The sequence below is a fragment of the Pseudomonas sp. ENNP23 genome (assembly GCF_001728945.1).
Taxonomy (GTDB): domain Bacteria; phylum Pseudomonadota; class Gammaproteobacteria; order Pseudomonadales; family Pseudomonadaceae; genus Metapseudomonas; species Metapseudomonas otitidis.
Genome location: NZ_LYSP01000004.1, coordinates 1 through 23,446, shown reverse-complemented (window position 1 = coordinate 23,446; position 23,446 = coordinate 1). Strand labels below are relative to the sequence as shown.

The 23,446-nt window shown below is 68.5% G+C and carries 24 protein-coding genes and 1 pseudogene; 8 read left to right on the top strand and 17 right to left on the bottom strand.

Translation table 11 applies throughout. From position 1 onward, the window contains the following. Positions 1-174: 174 nt before the first annotated feature. A pseudogene (locus tag A9G05_RS27975) lies at positions 175-645 on the top strand (GNAT family N-acetyltransferase). Positions 646-682: 37 nt separating this feature from the next. Here A9G05_RS27975 and dctM read toward each other — a convergent pair. The 4 genes from dctM to A9G05_RS03350 all read right to left on the bottom strand — a co-directional run bounded on the left by dctM (position 683) and on the right by A9G05_RS03350 (position 5,320). Continuing rightward, positions 683-1,966 (bottom strand): C4-dicarboxylate TRAP transporter large permease protein DctM, encoded by a 1,284-nt coding sequence (gene dctM, locus A9G05_RS03365; protein WP_069559632.1) that lies wholly within the window; start codon positions 1,964-1,966, stop codon positions 683-685. Beyond that, complete coding sequence (locus tag A9G05_RS03360; RefSeq protein ID WP_069559631.1) at positions 1,963-2,610, bottom strand: TRAP transporter small permease; 648 nt, start codon at positions 2,608-2,610, stop codon at positions 1,963-1,965. Before A9G05_RS03360 ends, dctM begins: the two co-directional genes overlap by 4 nt. 68 nt (positions 2,611-2,678) lie before the next feature. Then, the gene (gene dctP, locus A9G05_RS03355) at positions 2,679-3,674 is read right to left on the bottom strand and encodes a C4-dicarboxylate TRAP substrate-binding protein DctP (RefSeq protein WP_069559630.1); all 996 of its coding nucleotides are present in this window, start codon (positions 3,672-3,674) and stop codon (positions 2,679-2,681) included. Positions 3,675-3,991: 317 nt separating this feature from the next. Then, complete coding sequence (locus A9G05_RS03350) at positions 3,992-5,320, bottom strand: hypothetical protein (RefSeq protein ID WP_069559629.1); 1,329 nt, start codon at positions 5,318-5,320, stop codon at positions 3,992-3,994. Between the two features lie 397 nt (positions 5,321-5,717). On the opposite strand from A9G05_RS03350, the gene A9G05_RS03345 reads away from it, so the two are divergent. Both A9G05_RS03345 and A9G05_RS03340 read left to right on the top strand, forming a co-directional pair. Then, positions 5,718-7,217: an APC family permease gene (locus tag A9G05_RS03345; protein ID WP_044412191.1), complete on the top strand. Its 1,500-nt coding sequence runs from the start codon at positions 5,718-5,720 to the stop codon at positions 7,215-7,217. Then, entirely contained in the window at positions 7,198-7,779 is a 582-nt protein-coding gene (locus tag A9G05_RS03340; protein WP_069559628.1) for a DUF3156 family protein, read from the top strand. The genes A9G05_RS03345 and A9G05_RS03340 overlap by 20 nt, the downstream gene beginning before the upstream one ends. A 9-nt stretch (positions 7,780-7,788) precedes the next feature. On the opposite strand, the gene A9G05_RS03335 is transcribed toward A9G05_RS03340, so the two are convergent. Then, complete coding sequence (locus tag A9G05_RS03335) at positions 7,789-8,751, bottom strand: hypothetical protein (RefSeq protein ID WP_069559627.1); 963 nt, start codon at positions 8,749-8,751, stop codon at positions 7,789-7,791. A 133-nt stretch (positions 8,752-8,884) separates the two neighbouring features. On the opposite strand from A9G05_RS03335, the gene A9G05_RS03330 reads away from it, so the two are divergent. Then, positions 8,885-9,073 (top strand): hypothetical protein, encoded by a 189-nt coding sequence (locus A9G05_RS03330; RefSeq protein WP_069559626.1) that lies wholly within the window; start codon positions 8,885-8,887, stop codon positions 9,071-9,073. A gap of 237 nt (positions 9,074-9,310) precedes the next feature. Further along, a complete protein-coding gene (gene feaR / locus A9G05_RS03325; protein WP_069559625.1) occupies positions 9,311-10,261 on the top strand; it encodes a transcriptional regulator FeaR in 951 nt (316 codons plus the stop codon). 70 nt (positions 10,262-10,331) lie between these two features. Here feaR and A9G05_RS03320 read toward each other — a convergent pair whose 3' ends face one another. From A9G05_RS03320 to A9G05_RS03270, 11 genes are all read right to left on the bottom strand, one after another. Beyond that, complete coding sequence (locus A9G05_RS03320; RefSeq protein ID WP_069559624.1) at positions 10,332-11,441, bottom strand: class II histone deacetylase; 1,110 nt, start codon at positions 11,439-11,441, stop codon at positions 10,332-10,334. Continuing rightward, positions 11,438-12,655, bottom strand: a complete 1,218-nt coding sequence (locus A9G05_RS03315) for an MFS transporter (protein ID WP_069559623.1) — start codon at positions 12,653-12,655, stop codon at positions 11,438-11,440. The genes A9G05_RS03320 and A9G05_RS03315 overlap by 4 nt, the downstream gene beginning before the upstream one ends. Further along, a complete protein-coding gene (locus tag A9G05_RS03310) occupies positions 12,639-13,508 on the bottom strand; it encodes a transporter (protein ID WP_069559622.1) in 870 nt (289 codons plus the stop codon). The genes A9G05_RS03315 and A9G05_RS03310 overlap by 17 nt, the downstream gene beginning before the upstream one ends. Before the next feature lie 87 nt (positions 13,509-13,595). Then, positions 13,596-14,576 carry a LuxR C-terminal-related transcriptional regulator gene (locus A9G05_RS03305; RefSeq protein ID WP_069559621.1) on the bottom strand — a complete coding sequence of 327 codons (981 nt, stop codon included), beginning with the start codon at positions 14,574-14,576 and terminating at the stop codon, positions 13,596-13,598. A 142-nt stretch (positions 14,577-14,718) separates the two neighbouring features. Beyond that, on the bottom strand, positions 14,719-15,483 hold the full coding sequence (locus A9G05_RS03300; RefSeq protein ID WP_069559620.1) for an SDR family oxidoreductase: 765 nt from the start codon (positions 15,481-15,483) through the stop codon (positions 14,719-14,721). Further along, positions 15,480-16,274: an SDR family NAD(P)-dependent oxidoreductase gene (locus A9G05_RS03295; protein ID WP_069559619.1), complete on the bottom strand. Its 795-nt coding sequence runs from the start codon at positions 16,272-16,274 to the stop codon at positions 15,480-15,482. The genes A9G05_RS03300 and A9G05_RS03295 overlap by 4 nt, the downstream gene beginning before the upstream one ends. Further along, the gene (locus A9G05_RS03290) at positions 16,267-17,088 is read right to left on the bottom strand and encodes a molybdenum cofactor biosynthesis F family protein (RefSeq protein ID WP_069559618.1); all 822 of its coding nucleotides are present in this window, start codon (positions 17,086-17,088) and stop codon (positions 16,267-16,269) included. The genes A9G05_RS03295 and A9G05_RS03290 overlap by 8 nt, the downstream gene beginning before the upstream one ends. Positions 17,089-17,145: 57 nt before the next feature. Next, positions 17,146-17,856 (bottom strand): helix-turn-helix transcriptional regulator, encoded by a 711-nt coding sequence (locus A9G05_RS03285; RefSeq protein ID WP_069559617.1) that lies wholly within the window; start codon positions 17,854-17,856, stop codon positions 17,146-17,148. Positions 17,857-17,930: 74 nt separating this feature from the next. Next, the gene (locus A9G05_RS03280; protein ID WP_069559616.1) at positions 17,931-18,296 is read right to left on the bottom strand and encodes a cupin domain-containing protein; all 366 of its coding nucleotides are present in this window, start codon (positions 18,294-18,296) and stop codon (positions 17,931-17,933) included. Positions 18,297-18,418: 122 nt separating this feature from the next. Continuing rightward, positions 18,419-19,717 carry an FAD-binding oxidoreductase gene (locus A9G05_RS03275; RefSeq protein WP_069559615.1) on the bottom strand — a complete coding sequence of 433 codons (1,299 nt, stop codon included), beginning with the start codon at positions 19,715-19,717 and terminating at the stop codon, positions 18,419-18,421. A 62-nt stretch (positions 19,718-19,779) separates the two neighbouring features. Then, positions 19,780-20,274, bottom strand: coding sequence for a heme-binding protein (locus tag A9G05_RS03270; RefSeq protein ID WP_069559614.1), 495 nt, complete (start codon positions 20,272-20,274; stop codon positions 19,780-19,782). A gap of 273 nt (positions 20,275-20,547) precedes the next feature. On the opposite strand from A9G05_RS03270, the gene hpaR reads away from it, so the two are divergent. The 3 genes from hpaR (at position 20,548) to A9G05_RS03255 (ending at position 23,076) form a co-directional block, all read left to right on the top strand. Further along, complete coding sequence (gene hpaR / locus A9G05_RS03265; RefSeq protein ID WP_069559613.1) at positions 20,548-20,970, top strand: homoprotocatechuate degradation operon regulator HpaR; 423 nt, start codon at positions 20,548-20,550, stop codon at positions 20,968-20,970. Positions 20,971-21,190: 220 nt separating this feature from the next. Next, on the top strand, positions 21,191-22,444 hold the full coding sequence (locus A9G05_RS03260) for a sensor histidine kinase (RefSeq protein WP_069559612.1): 1,254 nt from the start codon (positions 21,191-21,193) through the stop codon (positions 22,442-22,444). Next, positions 22,441-23,076, top strand: coding sequence for a response regulator transcription factor (locus tag A9G05_RS03255; protein ID WP_069559611.1), 636 nt, complete (start codon positions 22,441-22,443; stop codon positions 23,074-23,076). Before A9G05_RS03260 ends, A9G05_RS03255 begins: the two co-directional genes overlap by 4 nt. A 141-nt stretch (positions 23,077-23,217) precedes the next feature. On the opposite strand, the gene A9G05_RS03250 is transcribed toward A9G05_RS03255, so the two are convergent. Further along, positions 23,218-23,446, bottom strand: a 229-nt coding sequence (locus A9G05_RS03250) for an OprD family outer membrane porin (protein ID WP_139131065.1), incomplete at its 5' end; no start/stop codon positions are given.

Genomic DNA, 23,446 nt, shown 5'->3' with positions numbered 1-23,446 from the left:
CTTCGCTGCGTTTCACGACGATTCCGCTCGGCCTCCTGAAGGGGCGAGTTTCGCTGCCTGACCCTCTGAGCCAGTTACGACCACAGCATGCGCTTTGAGCTCGCTGTGCCGGAGCTTGCTTGAAGCGACGTGAGGCGCCGCGTAGGTTGGTGGGCCGGACTGATAGCCCCAAGGATGATGACCATGGCCCTCGTGCGTGTTGCCCGTTCCGATGATTTGCCGGCCGCGAGTGCGGTGTGCCTGGCGGCGTTCCGTGGCCGGGTGGCCGCGACCCTGGGGGCGGAAGGGGTGGCCAATTTCGAGGCGCTGGCGCAGCCCGAGGCGTTCGCGGCGCGGCAGGCCGGGGGCAACCGGTTGTGGGTGGCCGAGCACGCGGGGCGGGTGGTCGGGGTGGTGGAGCTGCGTGAGCAGCGGCACCTGTCGATGCTGTTCGTCGACCCGGGCTGCCAGGGGTAGGGCGTCGGTCGGGCGCTGGTGCAGGCCGTGGTCCCTGCGGTGCTGGCCGAGGGGCTGACGGTGAATGCCTCGCTGACCTCGGTGGAGGTTTACCGGCGCTTCGGTTTCACCTGCACGGGCGAGGTGTTCGAGCAGCGTGGCCTGGTGTGCCAGCCGATGGTGCTGGCACTGGAAGAACGCGCGCCCTGAACGCAGAAAGCCCGGCAGGGCCGGGCTTTCTCGGGGATCAGTTCATGCCGATCCAGTTGGGCAGTGCCAGGGAGATCCAGGGGACGTAGGTCACCAGGATGAGGAACAGCAACAGCAGCATCAGCCAGGGCATGGCGGCGCGGATGGTCTGGGTCAGCGGCATGCCGGTCACCGCGGAGGTGACGAACAGGTTGAGCCCCACCGGCGGCGTCACCAGGCCGATCTCCAGGTTCACCACCATGATGATGCCGAGGTGGATCGGATCGATGCCCAGCTTCACGGCGATGGGGAACAGGATGGGCGCGAGGATCAGGATGATCGCCGACGGTTCCATGAACGCCCCGGCGATCAGCAGCACGATGTTCACCACCAGCAGGAAGGTCACCGGCGTGAGGCCGGCATCGATCACCCAGGCGGTGATCTGTTGCGGCAGTTGTTCGGTGGTCAGCACGTGGGCGAAGAGCATGGCGTTGGCGATGATGAACATCAGCATGATCGACAGCTTGCCCGACTCCAGCAGCACCTTCGGCACTTCGCGGAAGGTCATGTCCTTGTAGACGAACAGCGCGATGAAGGCCGAGTACACCGCCGCGACGGCGGCCGCCTCGGTGGGGGTGAACATGCCCGAGTAGATGCCGCCGAGGATGATCACCATCAGCAGCAGGCCCCAGACGGCACGGCGAGCGGCGGTCAGCCATTCGCGGAAGCTGGCGCGGGGCAGGGCGGGGAGGTTCTTTTTCACCGCGACGATGTAGATGGCCAGCATCAGCGCCACGCCGAGCAGCAGGCCGGGCACCACGCCGGCCATGAACAGCTTGCCCACCGAGGTTTCGGTGGCGGCGGCGTAGACCACCATGACGATCGACGGCGGGATGAGAATGCCCAGGGTGCCGGCGTTGCAGACGATGCCGGCGCCGAACGACTGCGGGTAGCCCGAGCGCACCATGCCGGCAATGGCGATGGAGCCCACGGCGGCGACGGTGGCGGGGCTGGAGCCGGAGAGCGCGGCGAACAGCATGCAGGCCATGACGGCGGCGATGGCCAGGCCGCCACGGATGTGGCCGACGCAGGCGTTGGCGAAGTCGATCAGTCGACGTGCGACGCCGCCGGTGGTCATGAAGGCGCCAGCCAGCAGGAAGAACGGGATTGCCAGCAGGGTGTAGTGCTCGGAGGTTTCGAACAGCTTGATGGCCAGCGAACGCACCGAGTCCGGGCTGAACAGCATGATGGTCACGGAGCCGGCCAGGCCCAGGGACACGCCGATGGGCACGCCCATGAACATGAGCAGGAACAGCAGGAGGAAGAGGAACAGGACGGTCATTTCGAGTCTTCCTTGTGCGGGCTGTCGTCGTGCTCGGAGAGCTTGACCGCTTCGGCGGCTTCATCCGCGAGGCCGAGGCCGGTCTGGCGGCCCTGCAGGATGCGCACGAGGACTTCGGCAAAGCGGATGAACACCAGGGCGAAGCCCAGGGGCAGGATCAGGCCGATGTGCCATTGCTGGATGCCGTAGTGGCCGAGGTCTTCGGCGCCGATGCCGGCGGTGAACAGGGTCTGCACCCATTCGAAGCTGGCGGTGGCCATCAGCCCGGCGTAGCCGAGGCAGCACAGGCAGGCGATGACGCCGATGATGCGCTGGGCCGGACGGGGGAACAGCTTGACCACCGCATCCACGCCGATGTGGCCGGCGGTGCGCACGCCGTAGGCGAGGCCGAAGAAGATCAGCCAGGCGAACAGGGCCTTGGTCAGCGAGTTGCTCCAGGTCATGGCCTGGGCCATGGCGAGGATGGAGTCGCCGATGCCGAACAGGGTTTCACTGGCCGACTCCCAACGGTCCGCCAGGTTGTAGAAGAGGGTGTAGAGGTTGTTGAGGATGACGTAGACGAAGGTCACCAGCGTCATGGCCGCCAGGAGGAAGGCGATGAAGGCTTCCTCGAAGTGGTCCCAGACGCGCCGCAGGGCGTTCATGGATGCATCTCCCGATGGCTGGAGCAGACGACGGACGATGACCCGGTGGGCCATCGTCCGTGCGGGTGTTACTGGGCCTGGTTGGCGGCTTCGGCGGCTTTGATCAGGTCGGGGCCGATCTCGCCTTCGAACTTCTTCCACACCGGCTTCATGGCGTCGCGCCATGCGTTGCGCTGCTCGGGGGTGAGTTCGATGATTTCGCTGGTCTTGGCGTCGATGATGCGCTGCTTGTCACCCTGGTTGAGGGCTTCGGCCTGCTTGTTCACCTCTTCGGTGACTTCGACGGTGATCTTCTCCAGCTCGCTGCGGACATCAGCCGGCAGGCCGTTCCAGAACTGGGTGTTGGTGATCAGCATGTAGTCCAGCACGCCGTGGTTGGACTCAGTGATGTACTTCTGCACCTCGTGCATCTTCTGCGAGTAGATGTTCGACCAGGGGTTCTCGGCGCCATTCACCACGCCGGTCTGCAGGCCCTGGTAGACCTCGGCGAAGCTCATCTTGCGCGGGTTGGCGCGCACGGCCTTGAACTGCTCTTCCAGCACGGCGGAGGCCTGCACGCGGAACTTCAGGCCGCGGGCGTCCTTGGGCTCGCGCAGCGGCTTGTTGGCCGAGAGCTGCTTCATGCCGTTGTGCCAGTAGCCGAGGCCGGTGATGTTCTTGCTCTCCATGGACTTGAGCAGCTTCTGCCCTTCGGGGCTGTGCTGGAAGCGGTCCACGGCCTGGATGTCGTTGAACAGGAAGGGCAGGTCGAACAGTTGCACCTGCTTGGTGTACTGCTCGAACTTGGCCAGGGACGGGGCGATCATCTGCACGTCGCCCAGCAGCAGCGCTTCCATTTCCTTGCCGTCGCCGAACAGCGACGAGTTGGGATAGACCTCGACCTTCACCTTGCCGGCCAGACGCTCTTCCGCGAGTTTCTTGAACAGCAGTGCACCCTGGCCCTTGGGCGTGTGCTCGGCGACGACGTGGGAGAACTTGATGATGATGGGGTCGGCCGCATGGGCCAGACCGGCGGCGCCCAGTGCGAGCGCACAGGCGAGGGCTTTCAGAGCAGGTTTGAACATCAGATACATCCTCTTGTTGTTCTGAGGTGGAACGTCCGTTCCATCAATCCGTTGGAGACAACAAGAGAGTCTAGGCGCCATCCCGGGTTTGGGGGTGGTGCAAAGGGCGCGGCTTGACTGTCGTTCTTGTTGGCTCGCGGCCTCAGAGGGAGCAAGTGTTGTGCCAGGGGGTGGCGGGGCTGGAGGGTGCGCCGTTGCTGGGCTCCCGGGGTGGGGTGAATGTTGCGTGGCGGAAATCCGCCAATAGTGGGTGTTTTGGCTGGCGGATTTCCGCCATGTGCGGGCGCGGAGCGGCTGGCGCACTCCGCGCCGTTTCTTCAGAACATCACGGCCAGGGTCAGTTGGCTGTAGACGTTGGTGCCGCTGCCGCCGACCTGATTGCCGCCGCTGGTCTCGTCACGGTCGGGGCGGTAGAGGCCGACCAGGGGGCTGATCAGCAGGTGGTCGTTGACCGCCCATTCCAGGTACAGGTCCAGCTCGTGGCCGTCGAGGTTGAGCTGCTCGTGGCGGTCCAGGGTGTTGAAGTCGAAATACAGGACGCCGAGGGTGAGGTTCTCCAACGGCTTGGCTGTCAGGCCGACATGGTGGATGCCGGTGTTGCGGTTGAACGGGCCGGCGTAGTTGGAGGCCACTTCACCCTGGAACCAGGTGCCGTAGCCGCTGGAGAAGCCGTTGAACATCGAGTCCCAGTCCTGGGAATAGCGGCTGTAGCGGTAGGTGAGCTTGGGCGCCCAGGCGACGTCGGCGAAGGTGTAGCCGGCCTCGGTGTACCAGGCGGTTTCGCGGCCGGCGTCCTTGTCCTGCCAGGCGTATTCGAAGCCGAAGCTGGCGTTCTCGATGCCGGCGTCGCCTTCGCCGCGCAGGCTGTAGATGTCCATGCCTTCGCGCTGCTTCTGGAAGTCGCTGGCCCACTGATCGGTGACGTCGAGGCCATGTATCCAGGTCAGCCCCAGGGTGCCGGCCTTGCCGGTGTAGTCGAGGGTGCCGGCGGCCAGTTCGGTCTCGGCCTGGGCGCGGTTGTCGGACTTCAGCCAGAGCACGCTGCCGTACAGGCCGTCCTGGCCACCCAGGCGCAGCACGGCAGTGCGGTCGAAGGCGTGGCGGGCGGCGATGTAGTAGGCGCCGCCGCGGTCGAGGGCGCCGTCGGCCGGGCCCTGGCCGAGGTTGGGGCCGTCGTCGTTGATGAGGAAGCCGGTGCCCAGCTTGACCACCTGGCGGCCGAAGGAGACGTCGATGCCGTCCTCGCCCAGCACCGGCACCCGGTCGGCGGAGCGCCAGCCCAGGTTGGCGTCTTCGATCCTGGTGGTGCGCTCGCGGCCGAGGGTGTTGCCGGCCGGGTCGCCGTCGCCCCAGGTGGCCGAGCTGACCCAGTTGAGGGCGCCGTAGAGGGTGCCGTTGCCGGCCAGGCCCTGGGTGCCGCTGACGCCGTACTTGATGAAGCCCTCACGCCAGGTGGAGCCGCCGGAGGTGCCGTCGTAGTTCTTGCGGCTGTTCATCATGCCGTACACGGCCAGCAGGTCGGCATTCAGGTGGGTGTCCTCATCGGCGTAGAACTCGTAGGCGCGCGCGCCCTGGCTGGCGGCGAGCAGGGCCGCGCCCAGGACAATGGCCTGTGCCAGCCTGTGCAGTCGGATCGGGTGCCCCATGGTGTGTCTCCCTAGCGTGGTGTTGTGCGTCCGGGGCGTCGGCCCCGTGGTGGGTTGGCATGCCGTGGCGCGGTGCGACGGCGGGGGCATTTGTGCGCTGATGGGGTTGGGCCGTCTTGTCCGTCCCTGCCAGGCGCTTGACCGCGCCGGACGCGGCCTGGCGGATGTCAGCCAGCTACAAGAGGGGCGGCAGGCTGGGGCAAGACGCTGGCGCGGGGCGGGGGGCAAAGTGACCCGGACCCTGCACCGGTGCGCCGGTTTTGCGCAGCCCGGTGGGGGCGACAGACGGGCCTGGCGATGCGCCGAATGGCTGATAGGGGAACAGGGGTTGCCTTCATGCTCTGGCCAGGCCGGTGTCACGACAAATCAGAACAACAGACTCCGAGGTCCACCCACCATGTCGCTCAATGAACAGCTCAGCGTGCACCTGAGCCGAGGCTCGGTCGGCTTCCCGACGGCCCTGGCCAGTACCATCGGCCTGATCATGGCCAGCCCGGTCATCCTCACCGCCACCATGGGCTTCGGCATCGGCGGCAGCGCCTTCGCCATCGCCATGCTGATCGCCCTGGTGATGATGCTGGCGCAGTCCACCACCTTCGCCGAAGCTGCGTCGATGATTCCCACCACCGGCTCGGTGTACGACTACATCTCCTGCGGCATGGGGCGCTTCTTCGCCATCACCGGCACCATCGCGGCCTACCTGATCGTCCACGTGTTCGCCGGCACCGCCGAAACCATCCTCTCGGGGGTGATGGCGCTGGTGAACTTCGAGCACCTCAACACCCTGGCCGAGTCGGCGGGTGGTTCCTGGCTTTTGGGCGTGGGCTTCGTGGTGGTGTTCGGCATCCTCAATGCCTTTGGTGTCAGCGTGTTCGGCAAGGCCGAGGTGATCCTCACCTTCGGCATGTGGACCACGCTGATGGTGTTCGGCGTGCTCGGGGTGCTGGCCGCGCCGGCGGTCGAGCTGGACGGCTGGTTCGGCGCCTCCCTGGTGGGCACCGATGTGGTCACCGTGCTGTCCCTGGTGGGCATGGCGATGTTCATGTTCGTCGGCTGCGAGTTCGTCACCCCGCTGGCGCCGGACCTGCGCAACTCCGCCCGCACCATGCCCCGTGCCATGGCCCTGGGCCTGTGTGGCGTGGCCTCGTGCATGTTCATCTACGGCGCGGCGATGAAACGCCAGGTGGAGAACGTGCTGCTGGATGAGGCCACCGGGGTGCACCTGCTGGATACGCCGATGGCCATCCCGCAGTTCGCCCAGCAGGTGATGGGCGATATCGGGCCGATCTGGCTGGGCATCGGCTTCCTCTTCGCCGGGGCGGCCACCATCAACACCCTGATGGCTGGCGTGCCGCGCATTCTCTATGGCATGGCGGTGGACGGCGCGCTGCCGAAGGTCTTCGCCTACCTGCATCCGCGCTTCAAGACCCCGGTGCTGTGCATTGCCGTGGCGATGCTGATTCCCTGCGCCCACGCGGCCTACCTGGGTGGCAACGCCGACAACATCGTGCCGCTGATCCTCGCGGCGGTCTGTGCCTGGGGCACGGCCTACCTGCTGGTGACGATCTCGGTGGTGCTGCTGCGCCTGCGCCGGCCGGACCTGCCGCGTGCCTACCGCTCGCCGTTCTTCCCGCTGCCGCAGATCGTCTCCAGCGTCGGCATCCTCATCGGCCTGTGGTTCATCGCCCCGCCGGGCATGAGCCGCAGCGACGTCTACGTGCCTTTTGCCGTGATGCTCAGCCTGACCGCCGCCTACGCGCTGTTCTGGACCCTGGTGGTGCAGCGGGTGAACCCGTTCCGCCCGGTGCCGGTGGAGGAGATCCTGGCGAAGGAGTTCAGCCACGAGCCGGGCATTCACCCTGCGGAGTTCCCGGGCCATGTTGCAAAGGCTGTCTGACCGGCTGGGCTGGAACCGTGCACCCTCGGGCTACCGCCCGGGGGTGACCCTGGCCCACCTGCGGCGTGACCTGGCCGGGCTGCACTGCGAGCCGCTGGGCCCCGGCCTGGCGCGCTTCGTGACGGCGGAAGGTGTGTCGTTCGAGGCCCGCGAACGCACCCAGTCCGAGCTGTTGATGCACCTGGTGCTGGTGGAGTTCTCCCTCTGCGTGCCGTCCCGCGAGGAGGGCCCGGCGCGGTTGGCGCTGCGCCACACCGGGCTGGTACGTCGCGAGGGGCTGGCCATCCGCCGCATGGCGGGCCAGGGCGAGATGCTGGAGGCGCTGGTGCAGGCGCTGGAAAGCGACCCGGCGCTGAGGGCGGCGTTGATGCCGCTGGACTTCAAGCGTCTGGAGCTGGAACGCACGGGCAGCACCTGGCAGGTGCGCCTGGAGCACATGGGCGCCAGCGAGGTGGTCAACCGCATGCCCGCCTTCCGTCGCTACATCCGCCTCGACGGGTCGCAGCGGGCCCTGCTGCTGGATGCGTTGCAGGCGCTGGCGCGGCTGCTGGCGCGCCATTGAGGGCGGGGCTCAGGTCTGGGCGGTGGATGCCTTCTTCATGCCGGGGATCAGCACCAGTTGGCGCAGGTCCGCCACCTTCAGATCGATGCTCTTGCCGCTGGGGGACAGTGCCAGCTCGCCCATGGCGAACACACGGAAGTAGTCCACCTCTTCCCGCAGCAGGCTGTCGAGGTAGCCCCGGAAGCGGTAGGCGTCCATCTGCTCCTTGGCGATGTAGAGGAACACCGGCTTGTTGTCGATGCGGTCGTAGAACTTCAGCTTGAAGCCGCTGCCGTAGCGGTCCACCAGCAAGGCACCGCCCTGCAGCACGCGGTTGGCGTTACCCAGCCGGGCGTAGCGGATGGCCTTGAAGTAAGCGGCGAGGGGCATCTCGCCTTCACCCACCACCCGCAGGCGCATGGCCTTGAAGTCCTCGTCGGACAGCTCCAGCCGTGCCTGCCGGTAGCACTCCACCAGGCGCTCCAGGCTGCTGGTGCGCTGGTTGGCGGAGGCGCGCTGGCGGGGCGTGCCGGCGTCTTCCTGCGGCTTGGCAGGGGCGGGGCTCGGTGCGGGTTTGGCGGTTGCAGCGGGCTCCTGGCCGGTCGCGGGGCGCTCGGCCAGGGGCTCGAACACGTCGATGTAGTCGTGCAGCTTGCGCCGCGCCTGGCGCAGCCGGGCCTCGGCTTCGCTCTCGCCGGGCAGGCGGCCGTCGGCGTCCTCCTCCTCGGTGCGCATCCACTCGCAGTCGGGGGCGTGGGGCGAGTGGGGGTTCTCGCGGAAGTGGGCGGCCTTGTAGGTCTCGTTCGGCTGCTTGTCGTAGTTGGCCGCCGTCACCTTGGTGCCCCGCGCGCGGCAGGCCGGGTTGGAGCAGAGGAAGTCGAAGCGGCTGCGCGGCTCCGGCAGGGAGAAGTACGCCCGCCGGGCTTCGGCGATGGACAGCACCTCGTCCAACTGGACGCAGTAGGCGCGGGTGATGGGGGCTTTGCTGGGCATCCGAGCGGTTCCCTGGCTGGAGGCAAGAGCGGCGATTATGCCGGCCCCGGCGGTGGCGGCAAATGGTTGGCTGGAGTGGACGCCGGGTGGGTGCTAGGGTCGTGGCGTTCGTGCATTCAACAAGGAGTGAGTCATGGCATCGCACAAGCTCAAGGGCGGCAGGCCCGTCGGCAGCGCCCGTTCGAAGGGCCGGGGAGGGCAGGCCGTACCCGGCAACCGCCAGGGCCGCGCCCCGCGCAAGACCCGCTCGGGGGTGCCGGCACTGTTGATCGCCGGCGGGATCGTGCTGCTGGTGATCGGCCTCGCGGTACTGGCCCGCTGAGGCTGCCAACGCGAACCAGAAAAAGCCCCGGCCATCGCGCCGGGGCTTTTTCATTCAGAGGGCTGATGCGGGGCCGGAAGGCTCTGCACAGGGCGTTTGCCGAGGGGCTGGCCAGGCTGTTTCTGATTGGCACCAAACCTGCACAGGACGTGGCGTTGAGCCGCTGTTGCGCCTTCATCGATAACATGTTAACTATTCGCCGACAACAACAAGACAGCCACCCCAATGGAGGTGCCTATGAACGCCGCTCTCGCCGCCCAAGACGGTCTGGATGGCTGGAAATCCGCGCTGCAAGCCATCTGCGGGAAGTTCGAAACCCAGATCGCCTTCAACCGCTCGCTGTTCATCGGCGACATCTCGCTGCGTGATCATTCCGGCCTCACGATGGCGCACCTGCGCACCAATGCCGGGCTCATTGCCCGCTCGTCGAACAAGGCCGACCACGACAACGACCAGCACTGCTTCCTGGTGAGCCAGCGCAGCGGGCATTCGCAGATCAGCCAGGACGGCGTGGCCATCCACCTTGCCCCCGGCGAGATGCTGCTGATGGATTCGGTCGGCTCCTGCGAGATCACCCCCTTCGGCCTGATCGAGCATTGCTCGCTGTCCCTGCCGCGCCGCGAGGTGGAGCAGGTGGTGAAGCAGCGCACCTTCGGCAAGATCCCCTCCGGCTGTTCCAGCGGGAAGATGTTGCACCTGCTGATGGACCAGCTCTGCCGCGAGGGCGAGGGGCCGGGCGAGGCGGGTGAGCGCGAGGCCATGCAGAGCGCCTTCATCTCGCTGCTGGCGCCGGCCATGGCCCAGTCCGACGAAGAGCTGCCGAGCAGCGAGCCCCTGCACGGCGCCAGCCTGCGCAGCCATGTGCAGAAGCTGATCGACGATTCCCTGTCCCAACCCAACCTCACCCCGCTGGGGTTGGCCAATCGCCTGAACATTTCCGTGCGCCACCTCTACCGACTGTTCGAGGAGCAGGGCGACAGCGTCTGCCGCTACATCCAGCGTTCGCGCCTGCAGCGCAGTGCCGCCGACCTGGCCAACCCGACCCTGCGCAGCGAGTCCATCACCGCCATCGCCTACAAATGGGGCTTCACCGACTCGGCGCACTTCAGCCGCTCGTTCAAGAAGCACTTCGAGCGTTCGCCGAAGGAGTACCGTGCGAGCGCTCTCATGGGGGCCGGCGGTCGCTGAGCCGCCCCCTGGAACGCACAGCGCCGGACGGACACGAGGACCGTCCGGCGCTTTCGTTTGCAAGTGGTGATCAGGCCAGGCGTGTGGCCAGTGCCTCCACCTGTTGCTCAAGGAACGCGGCGAAGGCCGCACCCGGTTGCTGCAGGCCGATGAATTCCAGCAGCGGGTCCTCCACCGCCGTCCTCACCCCCGCCAGCGTCTCGATGGCCGCCAGCCCGCAGAAGGGCACGTAGGCTTCCGCATACCCCCCTTCGTGGACCAGCACCAGGCGTCCGTCGCAGAGCTGATCCGCCGCCTCCAGCAGCAGGGCGGTCATCTGCCGGAAGGAGTCGCTGTGCAGTTGCATGCGCGCCAGCGGGTCCACTGCGTTGGCGTCGTAGCCGCAGGCCACCACGATCAGTTGCGGGCGGAAGCGTGTCAGCGCCGGCACCACGATGCGGCGCATGGCATGCAGGTAGGCGTCGTGCCCGCTGCCGGCCGGCAGCGGGATGTTCAGGTTGAAGCCCAGCCCGTCGCCGATGCCGCGGTCCTCCACGCCGCCGTAGCCGGGCGGGAAGCAGTTCTCCTGGTGCAGGGAGAGGGTCAGCACATCGCTGCGGGCCTCGTAGATGGACTGGGTGCCGTTGCCGTGGTGCACGTCCCAGTCCACCACCGCCACCCGCTCGATGCCGTGGCGCGCCCGCGCCGCCTCGATGGCGATGGGGATGTTGGCCAGCAGGCAGAAGCCCATGGCCTGGTCCGCCAGGCAGTGGTGGCCCGGCGGGCGGGAGAGGGCGTAGGCGTTGTCCGCCTCGCCCCGCAGCACCCGGTCCACCGCCTCGATGGCCAGCCCCGCCGAGCGCAGGGCGATGCCGTAGCTGCCCGGGCCCACCGGGGCTTCCGGGCCCAGCTCGCCGCCACCGGCATCGCTCAACTGGCGGAAGCGCTCCAGGTAATGCGCCGGGTGGATGCGCAGCAGGTCCGCCTCGGTGGCAGGCGCGGCGCTGCCCATCTGCAGGTGCTCGGCAAGCCCGGACACCTCCACCAGATTCTTCAGCCGGCGCTTGGTCTCGGGGGATTCGGCGAATCCGGCGGCGGCTGGCGGCTGCACCCAGCCGCCCACCGGCAGGGTCAGCGCGCGCATCCCGGCGCTGTGCCAGAAGCAGTGTTCATCGGAAAGAAAGGCGGTACGGCGACTCATGAGGTGGCTCCAGTGGGATCGAGGGGGGTGAGCGTGGCGCCGGTGGGGCGACGCGCCAGGTGCAGGGAGAGGAACGACAGCAGCAGGCAGCCGACGCTGACCGCCAGCATGCCGCTGTAGCCCAGCGGGCTTTCCAGCAGCGGCCCGGCGACAGCGGGGCCCAGGGCCAGGCCGCCGCCGATGACCAGGTTGACGCTGTTCATCAGCCGGCCGCTGCGGTCCAGGTCGGCCAGGCAGGCCAGGATCAGCGGCAGGACGAAGGTCCAGGTGTATTTGAACAGCAGCGCCGCCACCGCGAAGCGCAGGGTGCCGGGCAGCCCCAGCAGGAGCAGCACCGACGCTGCCATGGCGGCATAGCCCAGCACCAGCGGCAGCCCCCGTGGCCAGCGCCCGCCGATCAGGGTGACGGTGGTGGAGCCGGCGACGCCCAGCAGCGAAGCCACTGCCAGCAGGGTGCGGGTGGTGTCCGGGTCGACGCCGGCCCGTTCGGCCAGGGCGCCGATGAAGGTCCACACTCCGCTCAGGCCGATGTAGAAGGCCAGCACCGCGAACAGCCCGCACCAGGCGCGCAGGCGCGAGGGGCTGGCGACGGCCTCCACGCGGGCCTCCGGCGCCTTCATCCCGGCCGGGAAGGCGCGGGTGAGCGGCAGGCACAGCAGCATCATTCCGGCCAGCCCGAGGTACAGCGCGGCCAGGCCGACGTGCGCGAACAGCAGCGGCAGCACCCACAGTCCCACTGCGCCCAGCACCAGTTGGCCGATCAGCCAGAAGCCATAGACCCGGTCACGCTGGTCGCTGGCCACCGCGCTGGCGATGCACAGCACCATCAGCGTGCCGCCGGCCAGGGCGCTGGTGAAGCGCAGGCCCATCAGCAGGGGCAGGTAGGTCTTGTCGGTGATGAAGGCCGAGACCAGGTTGGCGGCGATGAACAGCAGGGCCGCGACCCGTGCCACCCAGCGCCAGTCCAGGCGTGTCTGCCAGAGGTAGGCGGGCAGGGTGGCCAGGCTCATGGCCGCCAGCTCGATGGAGAACAGTTGGCCGATGGTGGCGGCGCCCAGGCCGAGCTGGTGGGCCAACTGGGTGGCGATGGCGGGTGCGGCCATCAGCACCAGGGGCACCACGGCGGCGAACAGCACGATGGCGCAGAGACGCTCGCGGGGCAGCCCCGCCGATGCTTGGGTGGTCATGGCGGGCCCCTCAGAAGACGTGGACATAGCGCAGCAGCACGTTGCTCTGCTCGAAGGCGTTGGTGGTGGCGACGTTGCGGGTCACTCCCAGCAGCACCTGGTTCTGCCGGTCCAGCCAGTGGCCCACTTCGAAGCCCACCTGGCTGTAGCGCTGGTGGGTGTCGTCCAGGGTCCGGCCGTTGAGTTCCAGTTCGCCGCCGTCGGCGTGGATCAGGCGCAGGGCGCCATAGGTGCTGGGAGTGAAGTCGTAGGAGGCGAAGGCCTGCAGGCGGAAGAGCGGCTTCTGCTCCAGGTCCTGGCCGAAGTAGTCGTCGTTCTTGCCGTAGAGCTGGGTTTCCAGGTTGGCTTCGAGCATCCAGCGTTCGCCGATGCCCTGGGTGTAGTTGTAGTTGAGGTGCAGCGCCCAGCGGTTGGCGCCGGGGGAGGCATCGGGGTTGCGCCCGTGGTACTCGCCCAGGGGCACGCTGAGCATGGTCAGCAGGCCGCTGTAGGTGCGGCGCTGCGGGTCGTTGATGAAGAACAGCGTGCCGCCCACCTGCGGGTCGCCCAGGCCGCGTTCCGAACTGCGGCTGGTGCTGCCCGGCGTGCGGATGTCGATGTCGGCGTAGGAGACGATGAACTGCGGCGTGCACAGCGTGCCGCAGAGGTCGGTGAATAGCAGTTGGCGCCAGGCGAAGGCGTTCACCGCCAGGTCGGCCTTGCCGCTGGAGCCGGGGCCGTGGAATTCGCTGGCGCGGGTCATGGGCAGGTAGCCGACGCCGAGCACGGTGCCGACCGGGGCGGAGACGAAGTCCCGCGCGTTGAGGTCGGCGGCGTGGGCCGGGGCGGTCAGCGCCAGGGGCGCGAGGGCGAGCAGGAGCGGAGTACGGCGGGTGAGCATGGGGCGGTCCTCGGGGCTGTGGGCAAAAGGGTCCCCATCCCGCCGGGCGGGCCGGCAGGCGGGGCTTGCTGTGAGGGGGAGCGGGCGTCAGCCCGTTTGGTGCAGCAACTGGCTGATGCCGGCCTTGCCGTTCACGCCGAGCTTGTCGTAGATGCTGCGGATGTGATGGCGCACGGTGTTGGGCGCCACGCCCAGTTCACGGGCGATTTCCTTGTAGGTGCGGCCGCTGCCGAAGCGCTGGGCGATCTCCGCCTCGCGGGCGCTCAGGCAGGCCATGGCCGGGGCACGACGGGCGCTGACCAGGAACAGGTCGCCGACCTGCTTGGACTGCAGGTACAGGTTGCGCCCGCTGAAGCCCTCGGGCTTCACCTCGTCCGGCAGTTGGGGGCCGTTCCACTGGGGCCACTCGCGCAGCAGCAGGTCGACGAAGCCGGGCTCGACGAAGTGCAGCAGGCCGTGCCGGTCGCACACTGCCAGCGCCGTGGCGGTGGGGCCTTCAAGGCTTTCCCGGTGAGTGACCAGGCTGCGCAACTGGTTCAGCCCTTCGGCGGCCACCAGATGGGGCATGCACAGGTCGAAGAGGAAGCGCTCCTGGGCATTGAACGGGGCTGCGCCCTCGCGGCGGTAGAGCGCCAGGTGCACGCTGAGGCGGCTCTGCGGGTCCATGTGCACCCCGCAGAGCAGTTCGCGGAAGCCGTGGCGTTGGCCCAGCCAGCGCAGCCCGGGGGAGCTGGCGTCGGACTGGGTGTCGATGACCACCGAGTGGCCCGGGTCGGCGTGGGCACGCTGCACGGTCGGGTCCTGGTCGCGGATGGATTGCCAGTCCGCCAGGTAGTGGCTGGGCAGGTTGTAGAGCTGGGTGCTGTGCTCGCAGGGCAGGCCGTCGATCAGGGCGGCACGGCCCCACCAGGCCTTGTCGAAGTCGATCAACTGGCGCAGGCGGGCCAGCACGCCGGCGTGGAAGCGCTGCATGGCGCGTTCCTGGGCCAGGCGGGTGAGGTCCAGCAGCAGGGCGTTGTAGGCGCCGATCTGCTGGGGCGTGATCTGGATATCGGTGAGTGCGGACATGCAAAGCACCTCGCTGCGACTTTGTTGTTTTTGTAGTCATCAGTGGGCGGCCGGTGTCGGGACGACGGGGCAGGGCCATGGCGCGAGTATCTCCAGCGCCGGCAGGCCCCACCATCCTGCAAATGCAGGATGGTGGGGGTGTTCAGACGAACGCGCCGGGGGCTTCCGGCAGGGTGGCGCCGCCGTCCACCACCAGCGTCTGGCCGGTGATGTAGGCGGCCTGCTCGGAGGCCAGGAACAGCATGGCGCCGGCAATGTCGGCCGGCTCCCCCAGGCGCCCGAGGGGCACGCTGCGGGCGATGGCCTCGGCATGGCCGGCATCCCCCAGGTTGGCCATAGCCGGGGTGCGGATCATCCCCGGCTCCACGCCGTTCACCCGCACCCGGTCGCCGGCCAGTTCCAGGGCTGCGTTGCGGATGAAGCCGTTGACCCCGGCTTTGGACGCGGCGTAGTGGGTCAGCCCCGGGTAGGCGACGCGCGGGCCGGTGACCGAGGAGGTCACCAGCAGGCTGCCGCCCCCGGCCCGGCGCAGCAGCGGCAGAGCGCCCTGGGCGAGCCAGAACAGCGCACCGAGGTTGACCGCCAGGGTGCGCGCCAGCCGGGCTTCGTCCAGTTGCTCCAGAGGCGTGAGGGGGAAGTAGGCGGCGTTGTGCACCACCACGTCCAGGCGCTCCAGCCCGGCCATCAGCGCCTCGATGGCGCGGCGCTCGGCCAGGTCCACCGCGTAGGCACGGGCGGCCCGGCCCTGGCTCCGCAACCGGGCGGCCACGGCCTCGGCCGGTGCGGCCTGGAGGTCGACGATCAGCACCTCCGCCCCGGCTGCCGAGAACGCCTCGACGATGGCCAGGCCGATGCCCTGTGCGCCGCCGGTGACCAGCACCGTCTGGCCGCTGAAGGCGCCGCTCATGGCGCACCGCCCAGGCGCTCGAAGGCCAGGGTGGGGACGTCCACCACCGTGGCGCCGCCATCGGCCACCAGGGTCGCGCCGGTGATGATCGAGGCCTCGTCGCTGACCAGGAAGCGGCACAGCGCGGCGATCTCTTCCGGCCAGGCCGGCCGGCGCAGCGGCACGTCCGCCGTGACGCGGGCGTAGGCGCTGTCCAGGTCCTCGCCGTAATGCGCCATCAGCGGCTGCATCTCGGCATCGGCCATGGGCGTGCGCACCCAGCCCGGGCACACGCAGTTCACCCGCACGCCGTGGGGGCCGTAGTCCCGCGCGAGCGAGCGGGTCAGGCCCAGCAGGGCGTGCTTGGCGGTGGTGTAGCCGCACACCTCGGGGCCGGCGGCGAGGGAGGCGATGGAGCCGAGCAGGACGATGCTGCCGCGCCGCTCCAGCAGCAGCGGCAGGCAGGCTCGGGCGCTCTGGAAGGCACTGCCGAGGTTGCTGTGTAGGGCGCCGTTCCAGGCCTCGTCGTCGGTCTGGATCGCGCTGCCCAGGCCGTGGCCGCCGGCGCAGGCGATCAGCGCATCGAGCCCGCCGAAGCGCGCCCTCACGCGCTCGACGAAGCCCGCCCAGTCCGCACTGTTGGCGGCATCGCCCACCAGCACCAGGCCGCCGGTGGCGGCAGCGACCCGCTCCAGCGGCTCACGGCGACGCCCCACCAGCACTAGTTGGGCGCCGTCCTCGGCCAGGCGCCGGGCGCAGGCCTCGCCGATGCCGGTGCCGGCCCCGGTGATGAGGACGGTGCGCTCACGCATCGCCGTACTCCGTGCGGTTGAGCACGTCGCAGTGGGAGCTCACCGGGAAGTTGGAGAGGGCGGCGAAGTCGGCATCGGCGTAGCCGAAGATCTTGCCGTCGCTGCGGTGGGCCTTCAGGTCGATCATCACCAGCCCCAGGGTGGGGACGATCTTCTCCCGCCAGACGAATAGGTAGAGCTCATCGGTGATGCGGTAGTAGTGGCAGCGGTCGGTGTCGCACAGGCCCTGCTCGACGCCGGCCAGGCATTGCCAGGTGTAGAACTGCTCGTTGAGGTAGATGTGCTCGTAGACCTCGGTGGGGCTGTAGCGGTAGCGGTTGCGCAGGCCCACCAGCTCGGCGGTCGGTGCGTGGGGGCAGGCGCCCGGCTCCCAGGGGCGGTCCAGGGTGCCGTGGAGGAACTGCACGGACACGTCGGTGAGGTCGCGCCCCTCCAGCGCCCGGCGGTACAGGCCCTGCTCGGTGGCCTCGCGCTGGGGCAACTGGCCGAGCACCGCGGTGAAGGACTGGCTGAGGGTGTCCAGCACCAGGCTCACCGACCAGGCCTGGCCGTTCTCGTGCTTGATGAAGTCCACCAGGTACAGCCCCGGCCGCACCGACGTGGCGCGGTAGGGCGAGCGCCCGCTGGCGCTGCCGTCGGCCAGCGCCCAGTCCAGCTGGCCCTCGGCGAAGACGTGGGCGATGCGCCAGCCATTCTCGAACACCAGCTCGAAGCGGCGGCCATCCAGGTCCGCCAGGTTGGGCAGGATGAACGCCCCCGGGGCAAAGCCCTCGGCCAGCGCGCCTACGGTGATCCAGTCGGTTGATGCGGTCATGGGAAGCTCCTTGTTCAATGGAGCCTCCATGGTCCGCGCTGGCGGGCGGGGCGGGTATCAACCGGATGGTTGAGGTTGTCTGTCAGAGGCTTTGATTGGGGACTGGTTAAGAAACAACATCCCCACCAGCTCCGTCCGGTTACGCGCGCCCACTTTGCGGAACAGGTTGAGCAGGTGCGTTTTGACCGTGGGCAGGCCGAGGTCGAGGTGGCGGGCGAGGGCCTTGTTGCCGAGGCCGTCGCGCAGGAGCAGGGCGATCTCCCGTTCACGGGGGGTGAGTTCGGGCAGGGTGGGGGGGAGGGGGGCGAGGTGTTCAGCGCCGGCCTGCATCAGGCCGTGGAGGGCGCCGAGGCTGGCCAGTTCGGTGGGTTCGAAGGCGGGGAGGCCTTCATGGCGCAGCAGGGAGAGGCCGGCGATGGGGCGGTTGCCGGCGCGGGCGATCACTTCCACCACGTCGATCACCCGGTGCTGGCGCAGGAAGCTGAGGTACTGGCGGTTGTCCGCGTCGCTTCGGTGGGCCTGGCCGGTGCGCAGCGGCACCACGGGCAGGCCGATGGCCTGGCAGGTCTGCGGTTGCAGCGGGTCGAGGTGGCGGTAGTGATTGAGGTAATCGGTGTGCATGCCCGGCTGCATGTGCAGCAGGTGGAAGTCATGGGCCTGCAACTGGTCGTCGATGCGGTAGAAGGCGGCGACGGAGGCGGGGACGAAGTGGGTGAAGGTGTTCAGGCAGTGCCGGGCGAAACCGGCGGGGTCGCGGGGGGCGGTCATGGCGGGTTCCTCGCGCTGGGCGGCCGCTCGCGGGCGAGGGCCGCAGGCCTGCCCCGTGGGGCAGGCCGGGTGGTTCAGGCCACGGCATAGTAGTGCTTGACGAAGCCGTCGCCGGGCACTTCCCAGAGCACCGGGGTGCCCTTGGCGACGAACCAGCTGTCGCCGGCCTTGAAGCGGGTGGTCTGGCCGGTGGATTCGTCAGTGAGGATCACCTCGCCGGTGACCACCGTGGCCTGCTCGTTGAAGGGGTAGACCATGCGGAACTTGCCTCCGGTGGTGCCGAAATAGGCGGCACTGACCGGGTCGGTGGGGGCGCCGGCAGTCATCCTGCCGAAGGCCTTGACCTCGCCTTCGAGGATTTCCGAACCCAGGTCGGCGACGGTGCCCCAGGCATCCAGTTCAGCCAGGGTGATTCCGTTCTTGATGGGGGTGAGGGACATGGCAGTTGCTCCTGCGGGTGTTGAAAAAGGTGATGGTCGTTTAGTGGGTTCCGCGTTCGCGGGAATGACGGTATTTGCTTTTCCGCTGCACCGCTTCCGACGCTCAGTCGCGTCGATCACTGTCAGCGGCGGCCGGTCCAGAAGCCGGACACCTGGTGCCAGGACTTGCCGGCGGTGAGCAGCAGCGGGCGCAACTGGTCCTTGCCGACGATGTTGATGCGCCGCACCGAGCTGATCAGGTCATAGCGCGCCGAGCCTTCGCTCATGCCCTCGGCCAGCACCTTGCAGATGATGTGGCTGGGGGTGACGCCGAAGCCGGAGTAGCCTTGCACGAAGAAGGCGTTGGGCCGGCCGGGCAGGGTGCCGATCTGCGGGAACAGGTTGGCGCTGCAGGCCATGGGGCCGCCCCAGGCGAGGTCGATCTTCACGTCCTTGAGGTAGGGGAAGATCTTCAGCATGAGGTTGCGGTTCCAGGCCTTCAGGTCGCGTGGGATGTGCTCGACGAAGGGGGTGGCCGCGCCGAACAGCAGGCGGTTCTCGTTGGTCACGCGGTAGTAGTCGATGACCGGGCGGATATCGCTGTACGCCCCGCGGATCGGACTGATGCGCTGAATGAGCTCGTCGGACAGCGGCTCGGTCATCATCTGGAAGGCGTAGGTGTTGATGGTGGTGCGGTGCAGCTCGGGCTCCAGCTTGTTGAGGAAGCTGTCGCAGGCCCACAGCAGCTTGCTGGCCTTCACCGAGCCCTGGCCGGTGCGCACGGTGATGCGCTCGCCGTAGGTCACCTCCAGCGCCGGGCTGTATTCGAAGATCTTCACGCCGTGGCTGGCCAGCGCCTTGGCCTCGCCCAGCAGCAGGTTGAGCGAATGCACGTGGCCGCCGCCCATGTGCAGCAGGGCGCTGCTGTAGGCGTCGGAGCCGATGATCTGCTTCACCTCCGAGCCGCCGAGGAAGCGGATCTCGTGGGGCGAGCCGAGGGATTTGAACTCCTTCTCCCAGGCCCGCAGGGTCTTTTCCTGGCGGGCGTTGAAGCCCATGTAGCCGTAGCCGTGGCAGAAGTCGGCGTCGATGCCGTACTGGGCGATGCGGCCCTTGATGATGTCGGCGCCCATGTCGCTGATCTCGAAGATCTGCCGCAGGCCGTCCTCGCCTACGTCGTGGCGGATCTTTTCCAGGTCGTGGCCTATGCCGGCCATGATCTGCCCGCCGTTGCGGCCGGTCCCGCCGAAGCCCAGGTAGCGGGCCTCCAGCACCACGATGTTGGTGATGCCCTTTTCCGCCAGTTCCAGGGCGGTGTTGATGCCGGAGAAACCTCCGCCGATCACGACGACGTCCGCTTCCAGGTCCTGCTGGAGGGTGGGGAAGCTGAGGTCGTACTTCTTGGTGGCCGTGTAGTAGGTGGGTGTCTCGATGTTGATCATGACTGCAGCCTGGACGATGGAGGGACGTCGGACGCCGAGGGGCCCGTGCCTGACGACGGATATTAGGAGCCGCTGCGGGGGATGGCGTCTTGTTCCTCAGTGCCGGGGTTCTTGTCCAGGTTTGACACGTGCCGGGCAACGCTCTGGGACGCGGCCTGGGCGCAGGCCGCGTCGATGGCCTCGGAGGCGCCGGAAACACCGATGGCGCCGATCACCCTGCCGTCATGCAGGAACGGCTCGCCGCCGCCGAACAGCGCCAGGTTCGGCTGCAGCGGCAGGCCCTGGCGCACACCGGGGGAGCAGGCGGCCAGGCGTTGGTCCCAGGCGCTGGTGGCGACACCGAAGCCGGCGGCGGTGATGGCCTTGTGCAGGGCGATGTCGCGGCTGGGCTGGGGCGCTCCGTCCATGTGCGCGGTGTGGATCGGCAGGCCGGAGGCGTCCACCACGGCGATGCTGACGCGCACGCCGTGGTGTTCGGCGGCTTCCAGGGTGGCGTGCAGGGCCCGCATGGCGAGGGCGAGGCCGAGGTGGGTCTGCTGGTGTAGCAGGGCGGGCATGGCGGCGACTCCGGGCTGGACGGTGCTCGATCATGAATAGGTTAATGAGTGGCGGCAATGCCCGATCGTGCAGCCGGCAGGGCGGCAGGCAGGAACAAGCGCCCGTGGCAGGCAGCGGCATGATGGGCATCCCGTGCCCCGGCCTAATGAGGCATCGCCGGCGCCGCCTCTACCTGCTCGAACGGCTGACGACCGAGCGCAAGGTCGCCTGTGCGCCGTGACGCCTCAAGCCTTGATCGTTAAACTGTGAACATTTTTCGGCCCGCCAGACCCATGTCCAACACCCGCACATCCCTGACCCTCAGCCTGCTCCAGGCCCGCGAAGCCGCCATGCGCTTCTTCCGTCCGCAACTCAACCTCCACGGCCTCACCGAGCAGCAGTGGCGGGTGATCCGCATCCTGCGCCAGAACGGCGAGATAGAGAGCCACCGCCTCGCGCGGCTGGCCTGCATCCTCAAGCCAAGCATGAGTGGCGTGCTGCTGCGCCTGGAGCGCGACGGCATGGTGCGCCGACGCAAGCAGGAACAGGACCAGCGCCGCGTGCTGGTCAGCCTGGCGCCCAAGGGCGAGCAGTGCTTCGAGTCCATGAGCGTGGAGATGGAGCGCAACTACCAGCGCATTCAGGAGCGCCTGGGGCCGGAGAAGCTCGCCGAGCTGCTGGCCCTACTGCAGGAACTCAAGGGCATCCGCCCCTGACTCTCGGCTGACCAAAGTAGGAGCGCGACCGGTACCAAGGTAGTAATCGGCGCGCACGGGGCCCCGCCTAGCATGGGTGCATCGGAAAATCCGCTCGAGGATCGGCCATGCGCGTGCTTAAGGCCCTGCTGCTGCCCCTGCTGCTGATCATCACCTTGATCGGCCTGGATCGTGTTCATGGCCCGCAGCCACCCAGCGCCCAGCCGGAGCGGGCGCGGCCATGAGCACCGCCCTGCGCATCCAGCTCTGGGTCAGCCTCTGCTTCGCCGCCGTGGCGCTGCTCTGCAGCCTGGTGCTGGTGCACCAGGGCGCCCAGTCCCTGGCCGAGGAACTGGCCACCGAGCGGGCCGCTGCCCATTACCTGCGCCAGACCGCCGAGCAGGACCCGAACGTGCTCGACTCGGCCCTCGCCGCCGGGCTGCGGCACCTGCAGATCGTGCGCCTGCCGATGAGTGCCCCGTCGCCCCTGACCCGCAGCGCCCCGAGCTGGCCCTTCCCAGCGGCCGAGCCGGTGGGCGATCCGCTGCCCCTGGCCGGTGGCGAACAGGCCTGGTTGCTGCTCGACCCCCGTGACGGCATCGACGAGGTACGCAGCGGTGTGCTGCAACTGCTGGTGCTGTTCGCCCTGGCCCTGGCGCTTAGCCTGGCCGCCATCCGCTGGGCCCTGGCCCGTGGGCTGCAGGCGCTGGAGGAACTGCAGCAGGCCTTCGACGCGGTGGCGGAAGGGCGCCTGGATGTACGCCTGGCGGGGCACCCGCTGGGCGAGGCCCAGCGCCTGGTGGGGCACTTCAACGGCATGGTCGGCACCCTGGAGCGGGTACGCGATGAGAACGCCGCGCTCACCCAGGCCCTGCTGGACCTGCAGGAGCACGAGCGCCAGCACCTGGCGATGGCCCTGCACGATGACATCGGCCAATACCTGGTGGGCATCCGCGCACAGTTGCTGCTGTTGCGCTCGCTGTCCGGCCAGGCACCGGGCACCGTCACGGTGCTGCAGGACCTGGAGGGCAACTGCCAGCGCATGCAGGCCGCCTTCCGCGCGCTGGTGCGTGACCTCTACCCGACCGCCCTGGATCGCCTGGCCCTGGACGACGCCCTGCGCCTGCTCGCCGAGCAGTGGCAGCAGGCCCAGGGCATTCCCCTGCGCCTGCACCTGGGAACGTCACTGCCGACCCTCGCGCCGGGCGAGCGCGCGCACCTCTACCGCCTGCTGCAGGAGGCGCTGACCAACGTCGCCCGGCATGCCGGCGCCAGTGCAGTGAGTGTGCGCCTGGCGCGACGCGGGCAGCGTCTTTGCCTGCTGGTGGGGGACAACGGGCGGGGCGCCGAGCGCGCCCCGCAGCCCGGCATCGGCTTGCGCTCCATGTCCGAGCGCGCCCGCTGCCTCGGCGGCCGCCTGCGCCTGCGCACCCGCGCCGGCCGGGGCTGGCTGTTGCGGGTGAGCATGCCGCTGGACGGCCTGGAGGGCCCATGAAGATTCTGTTGGTGGATGACCACTCAGTGGTGCGCCAGGGCTACGCCAGCCTGCTCCGCGCCTTGCTGCCCGAGGTGCAGGTGAGCGAGGCGGCCAGCGGCGAGCAGGCCCTGCAGGCGGTGCAGGAGAGCATTCCCCACCTGGTGGTGATGGACTTCACCCTGCCGGGCATCAGCGGGCTGGAGACCACCCGCCGCCTGCGCCAGCGCCTGCCGCAGCTGCGGGTGCTGTTCTTCAGCATGCACGACGAGTTGCCCCTGGTCCGCCAGGCACTGGAGGCCGGTGCCTCGGGCTACCTCACCAAGAACGCCTCGCCGGAGGTGCTGGTGGAGGCGGTGCGGCGCATCCTCGCCGGGCACGCCTACATCGAGCAGCCCCTGGCCACCCAGCTCGCCTGCCACCCCAGCCGGGAGGCGGGCGACCCGCGCCTGTCGGGCATGACCCAGCGCGAGCTGGAGATCTTCACCATGCTGGCGCGGGGCATGCCGGTACGGCGCATCGCCGAGCACCTGTGCATCAGCGGGAAGACGGTCTCCAACCACCTGTCGATGGTGAAGAACAAGCTGCAGATCGGCTCGCAGGCAGAGCTGGTGCACCTGGCGATCGACACGGGGGTGTTGAGGGTGGGGTGAGGGAGAGGCCAAGGTTTGAAGAGGCTTGGCTGGTCGAGCGAGGCTGAGCTCGATGATCCGCCTGGTCCCGAGCCGTTGGTTATCGGCCCATGAAAAACGCCGCCCGGTTCAGGGCGGCGTTTTCAACGCTGGCGGCTCGTCTTACCAGAGCGGAATGACGTAGCTGACGATCAGGCGGTTCTCGTCAATGTCGTTGCCGAAGTTGGTGGAGCGCACGGTGGCGTTGCGCCATTTCACACCCAGGTTCTTCAGCGGGCCGTCCTGGAACACGTAGGCGATGTCGGTGTTGCGTTCCCATTCCTTGCCATCCGGCTTGCCGGCGCCCAGGTCGACGTTGTCGCCGGAGAGGTAGCGGGTCATGAAGGTCAGA

Bases quoted from the DNA above. Each gene is read 5' to 3' on its own strand.
- A9G05_RS03305 (WP_069559621.1), bottom strand. From the start codon at position 14,576: ATGTCCGCACTCACCGATATCCAGATCACGCCCCAGCAGATCGGCGCC.
- dctM (WP_069559632.1), bottom strand. From the start codon at position 1,966: ATGACCGTCCTGTTCCTCTTCCTCCTGCTGTTCCTGCTCATGTTCATG.
- A9G05_RS03360 (WP_069559631.1), bottom strand. From the start codon at position 2,610: ATGAACGCCCTGCGGCGCGTCTGGGACCACTTCGAGGAAGCCTTCATC.
- A9G05_RS03300 (WP_069559620.1), bottom strand. From the start codon at position 15,483: ATGAGCGGCGCCTTCAGCGGCCAGACGGTGCTGGTCACCGGCGGCGCA.
- A9G05_RS03280 (WP_069559616.1), bottom strand. From the start codon at position 18,296: ATGTCCCTCACCCCCATCAAGAACGGAATCACCCTGGCTGAACTGGAT.
- hpaR (WP_069559613.1), top strand. From the start codon at position 20,548: ATGTCCAACACCCGCACATCCCTGACCCTCAGCCTGCTCCAGGCCCGC.
- A9G05_RS03290 (WP_069559618.1), bottom strand. From the start codon at position 17,088: ATGACCGCATCAACCGACTGGATCACCGTAGGCGCGCTGGCCGAGGGC.
- A9G05_RS03315 (WP_069559623.1), bottom strand. From the start codon at position 12,655: ATGTCCACGTCTTCTGAGGGGCCCGCCATGACCACCCAAGCATCGGCG.
- A9G05_RS03320 (WP_069559624.1), bottom strand. From the start codon at position 11,441: ATGAGTCGCCGTACCGCCTTTCTTTCCGATGAACACTGCTTCTGGCAC.
- A9G05_RS03340 (WP_069559628.1), top strand. From the start codon at position 7,198: ATGTTGCAAAGGCTGTCTGACCGGCTGGGCTGGAACCGTGCACCCTCG.
- A9G05_RS03310 (WP_069559622.1), bottom strand. From the start codon at position 13,508: ATGCTCACCCGCCGTACTCCGCTCCTGCTCGCCCTCGCGCCCCTGGCG.
- A9G05_RS03295 (WP_069559619.1), bottom strand. From the start codon at position 16,274: ATGCGTGAGCGCACCGTCCTCATCACCGGGGCCGGCACCGGCATCGGC.
- dctP (WP_069559630.1), bottom strand. From the start codon at position 3,674: ATGTTCAAACCTGCTCTGAAAGCCCTCGCCTGTGCGCTCGCACTGGGC.
- A9G05_RS03285 (WP_069559617.1), bottom strand. From the start codon at position 17,856: ATGACCGCCCCCCGCGACCCCGCCGGTTTCGCCCGGCACTGCCTGAAC.
- A9G05_RS03350 (WP_069559629.1), bottom strand. From the start codon at position 5,320: ATGGGGCACCCGATCCGACTGCACAGGCTGGCACAGGCCATTGTCCTG.
- A9G05_RS03255 (WP_069559611.1), top strand. From the start codon at position 22,441: ATGAAGATTCTGTTGGTGGATGACCACTCAGTGGTGCGCCAGGGCTAC.
- A9G05_RS03260 (WP_069559612.1), top strand. From the start codon at position 21,191: ATGAGCACCGCCCTGCGCATCCAGCTCTGGGTCAGCCTCTGCTTCGCC.
- A9G05_RS03345 (WP_044412191.1), top strand. From the start codon at position 5,718: ATGTCGCTCAATGAACAGCTCAGCGTGCACCTGAGCCGAGGCTCGGTC.
- A9G05_RS03330 (WP_069559626.1), top strand. From the start codon at position 8,885: ATGGCATCGCACAAGCTCAAGGGCGGCAGGCCCGTCGGCAGCGCCCGT.
- A9G05_RS03275 (WP_069559615.1), bottom strand. From the start codon at position 19,717: ATGATCAACATCGAGACACCCACCTACTACACGGCCACCAAGAAGTAC.
- feaR (WP_069559625.1), top strand. From the start codon at position 9,311: ATGAACGCCGCTCTCGCCGCCCAAGACGGTCTGGATGGCTGGAAATCC.
- A9G05_RS03335 (WP_069559627.1), bottom strand. From the start codon at position 8,751: ATGCCCAGCAAAGCCCCCATCACCCGCGCCTACTGCGTCCAGTTGGAC.
- A9G05_RS03270 (WP_069559614.1), bottom strand. From the start codon at position 20,274: ATGCCCGCCCTGCTACACCAGCAGACCCACCTCGGCCTCGCCCTCGCC.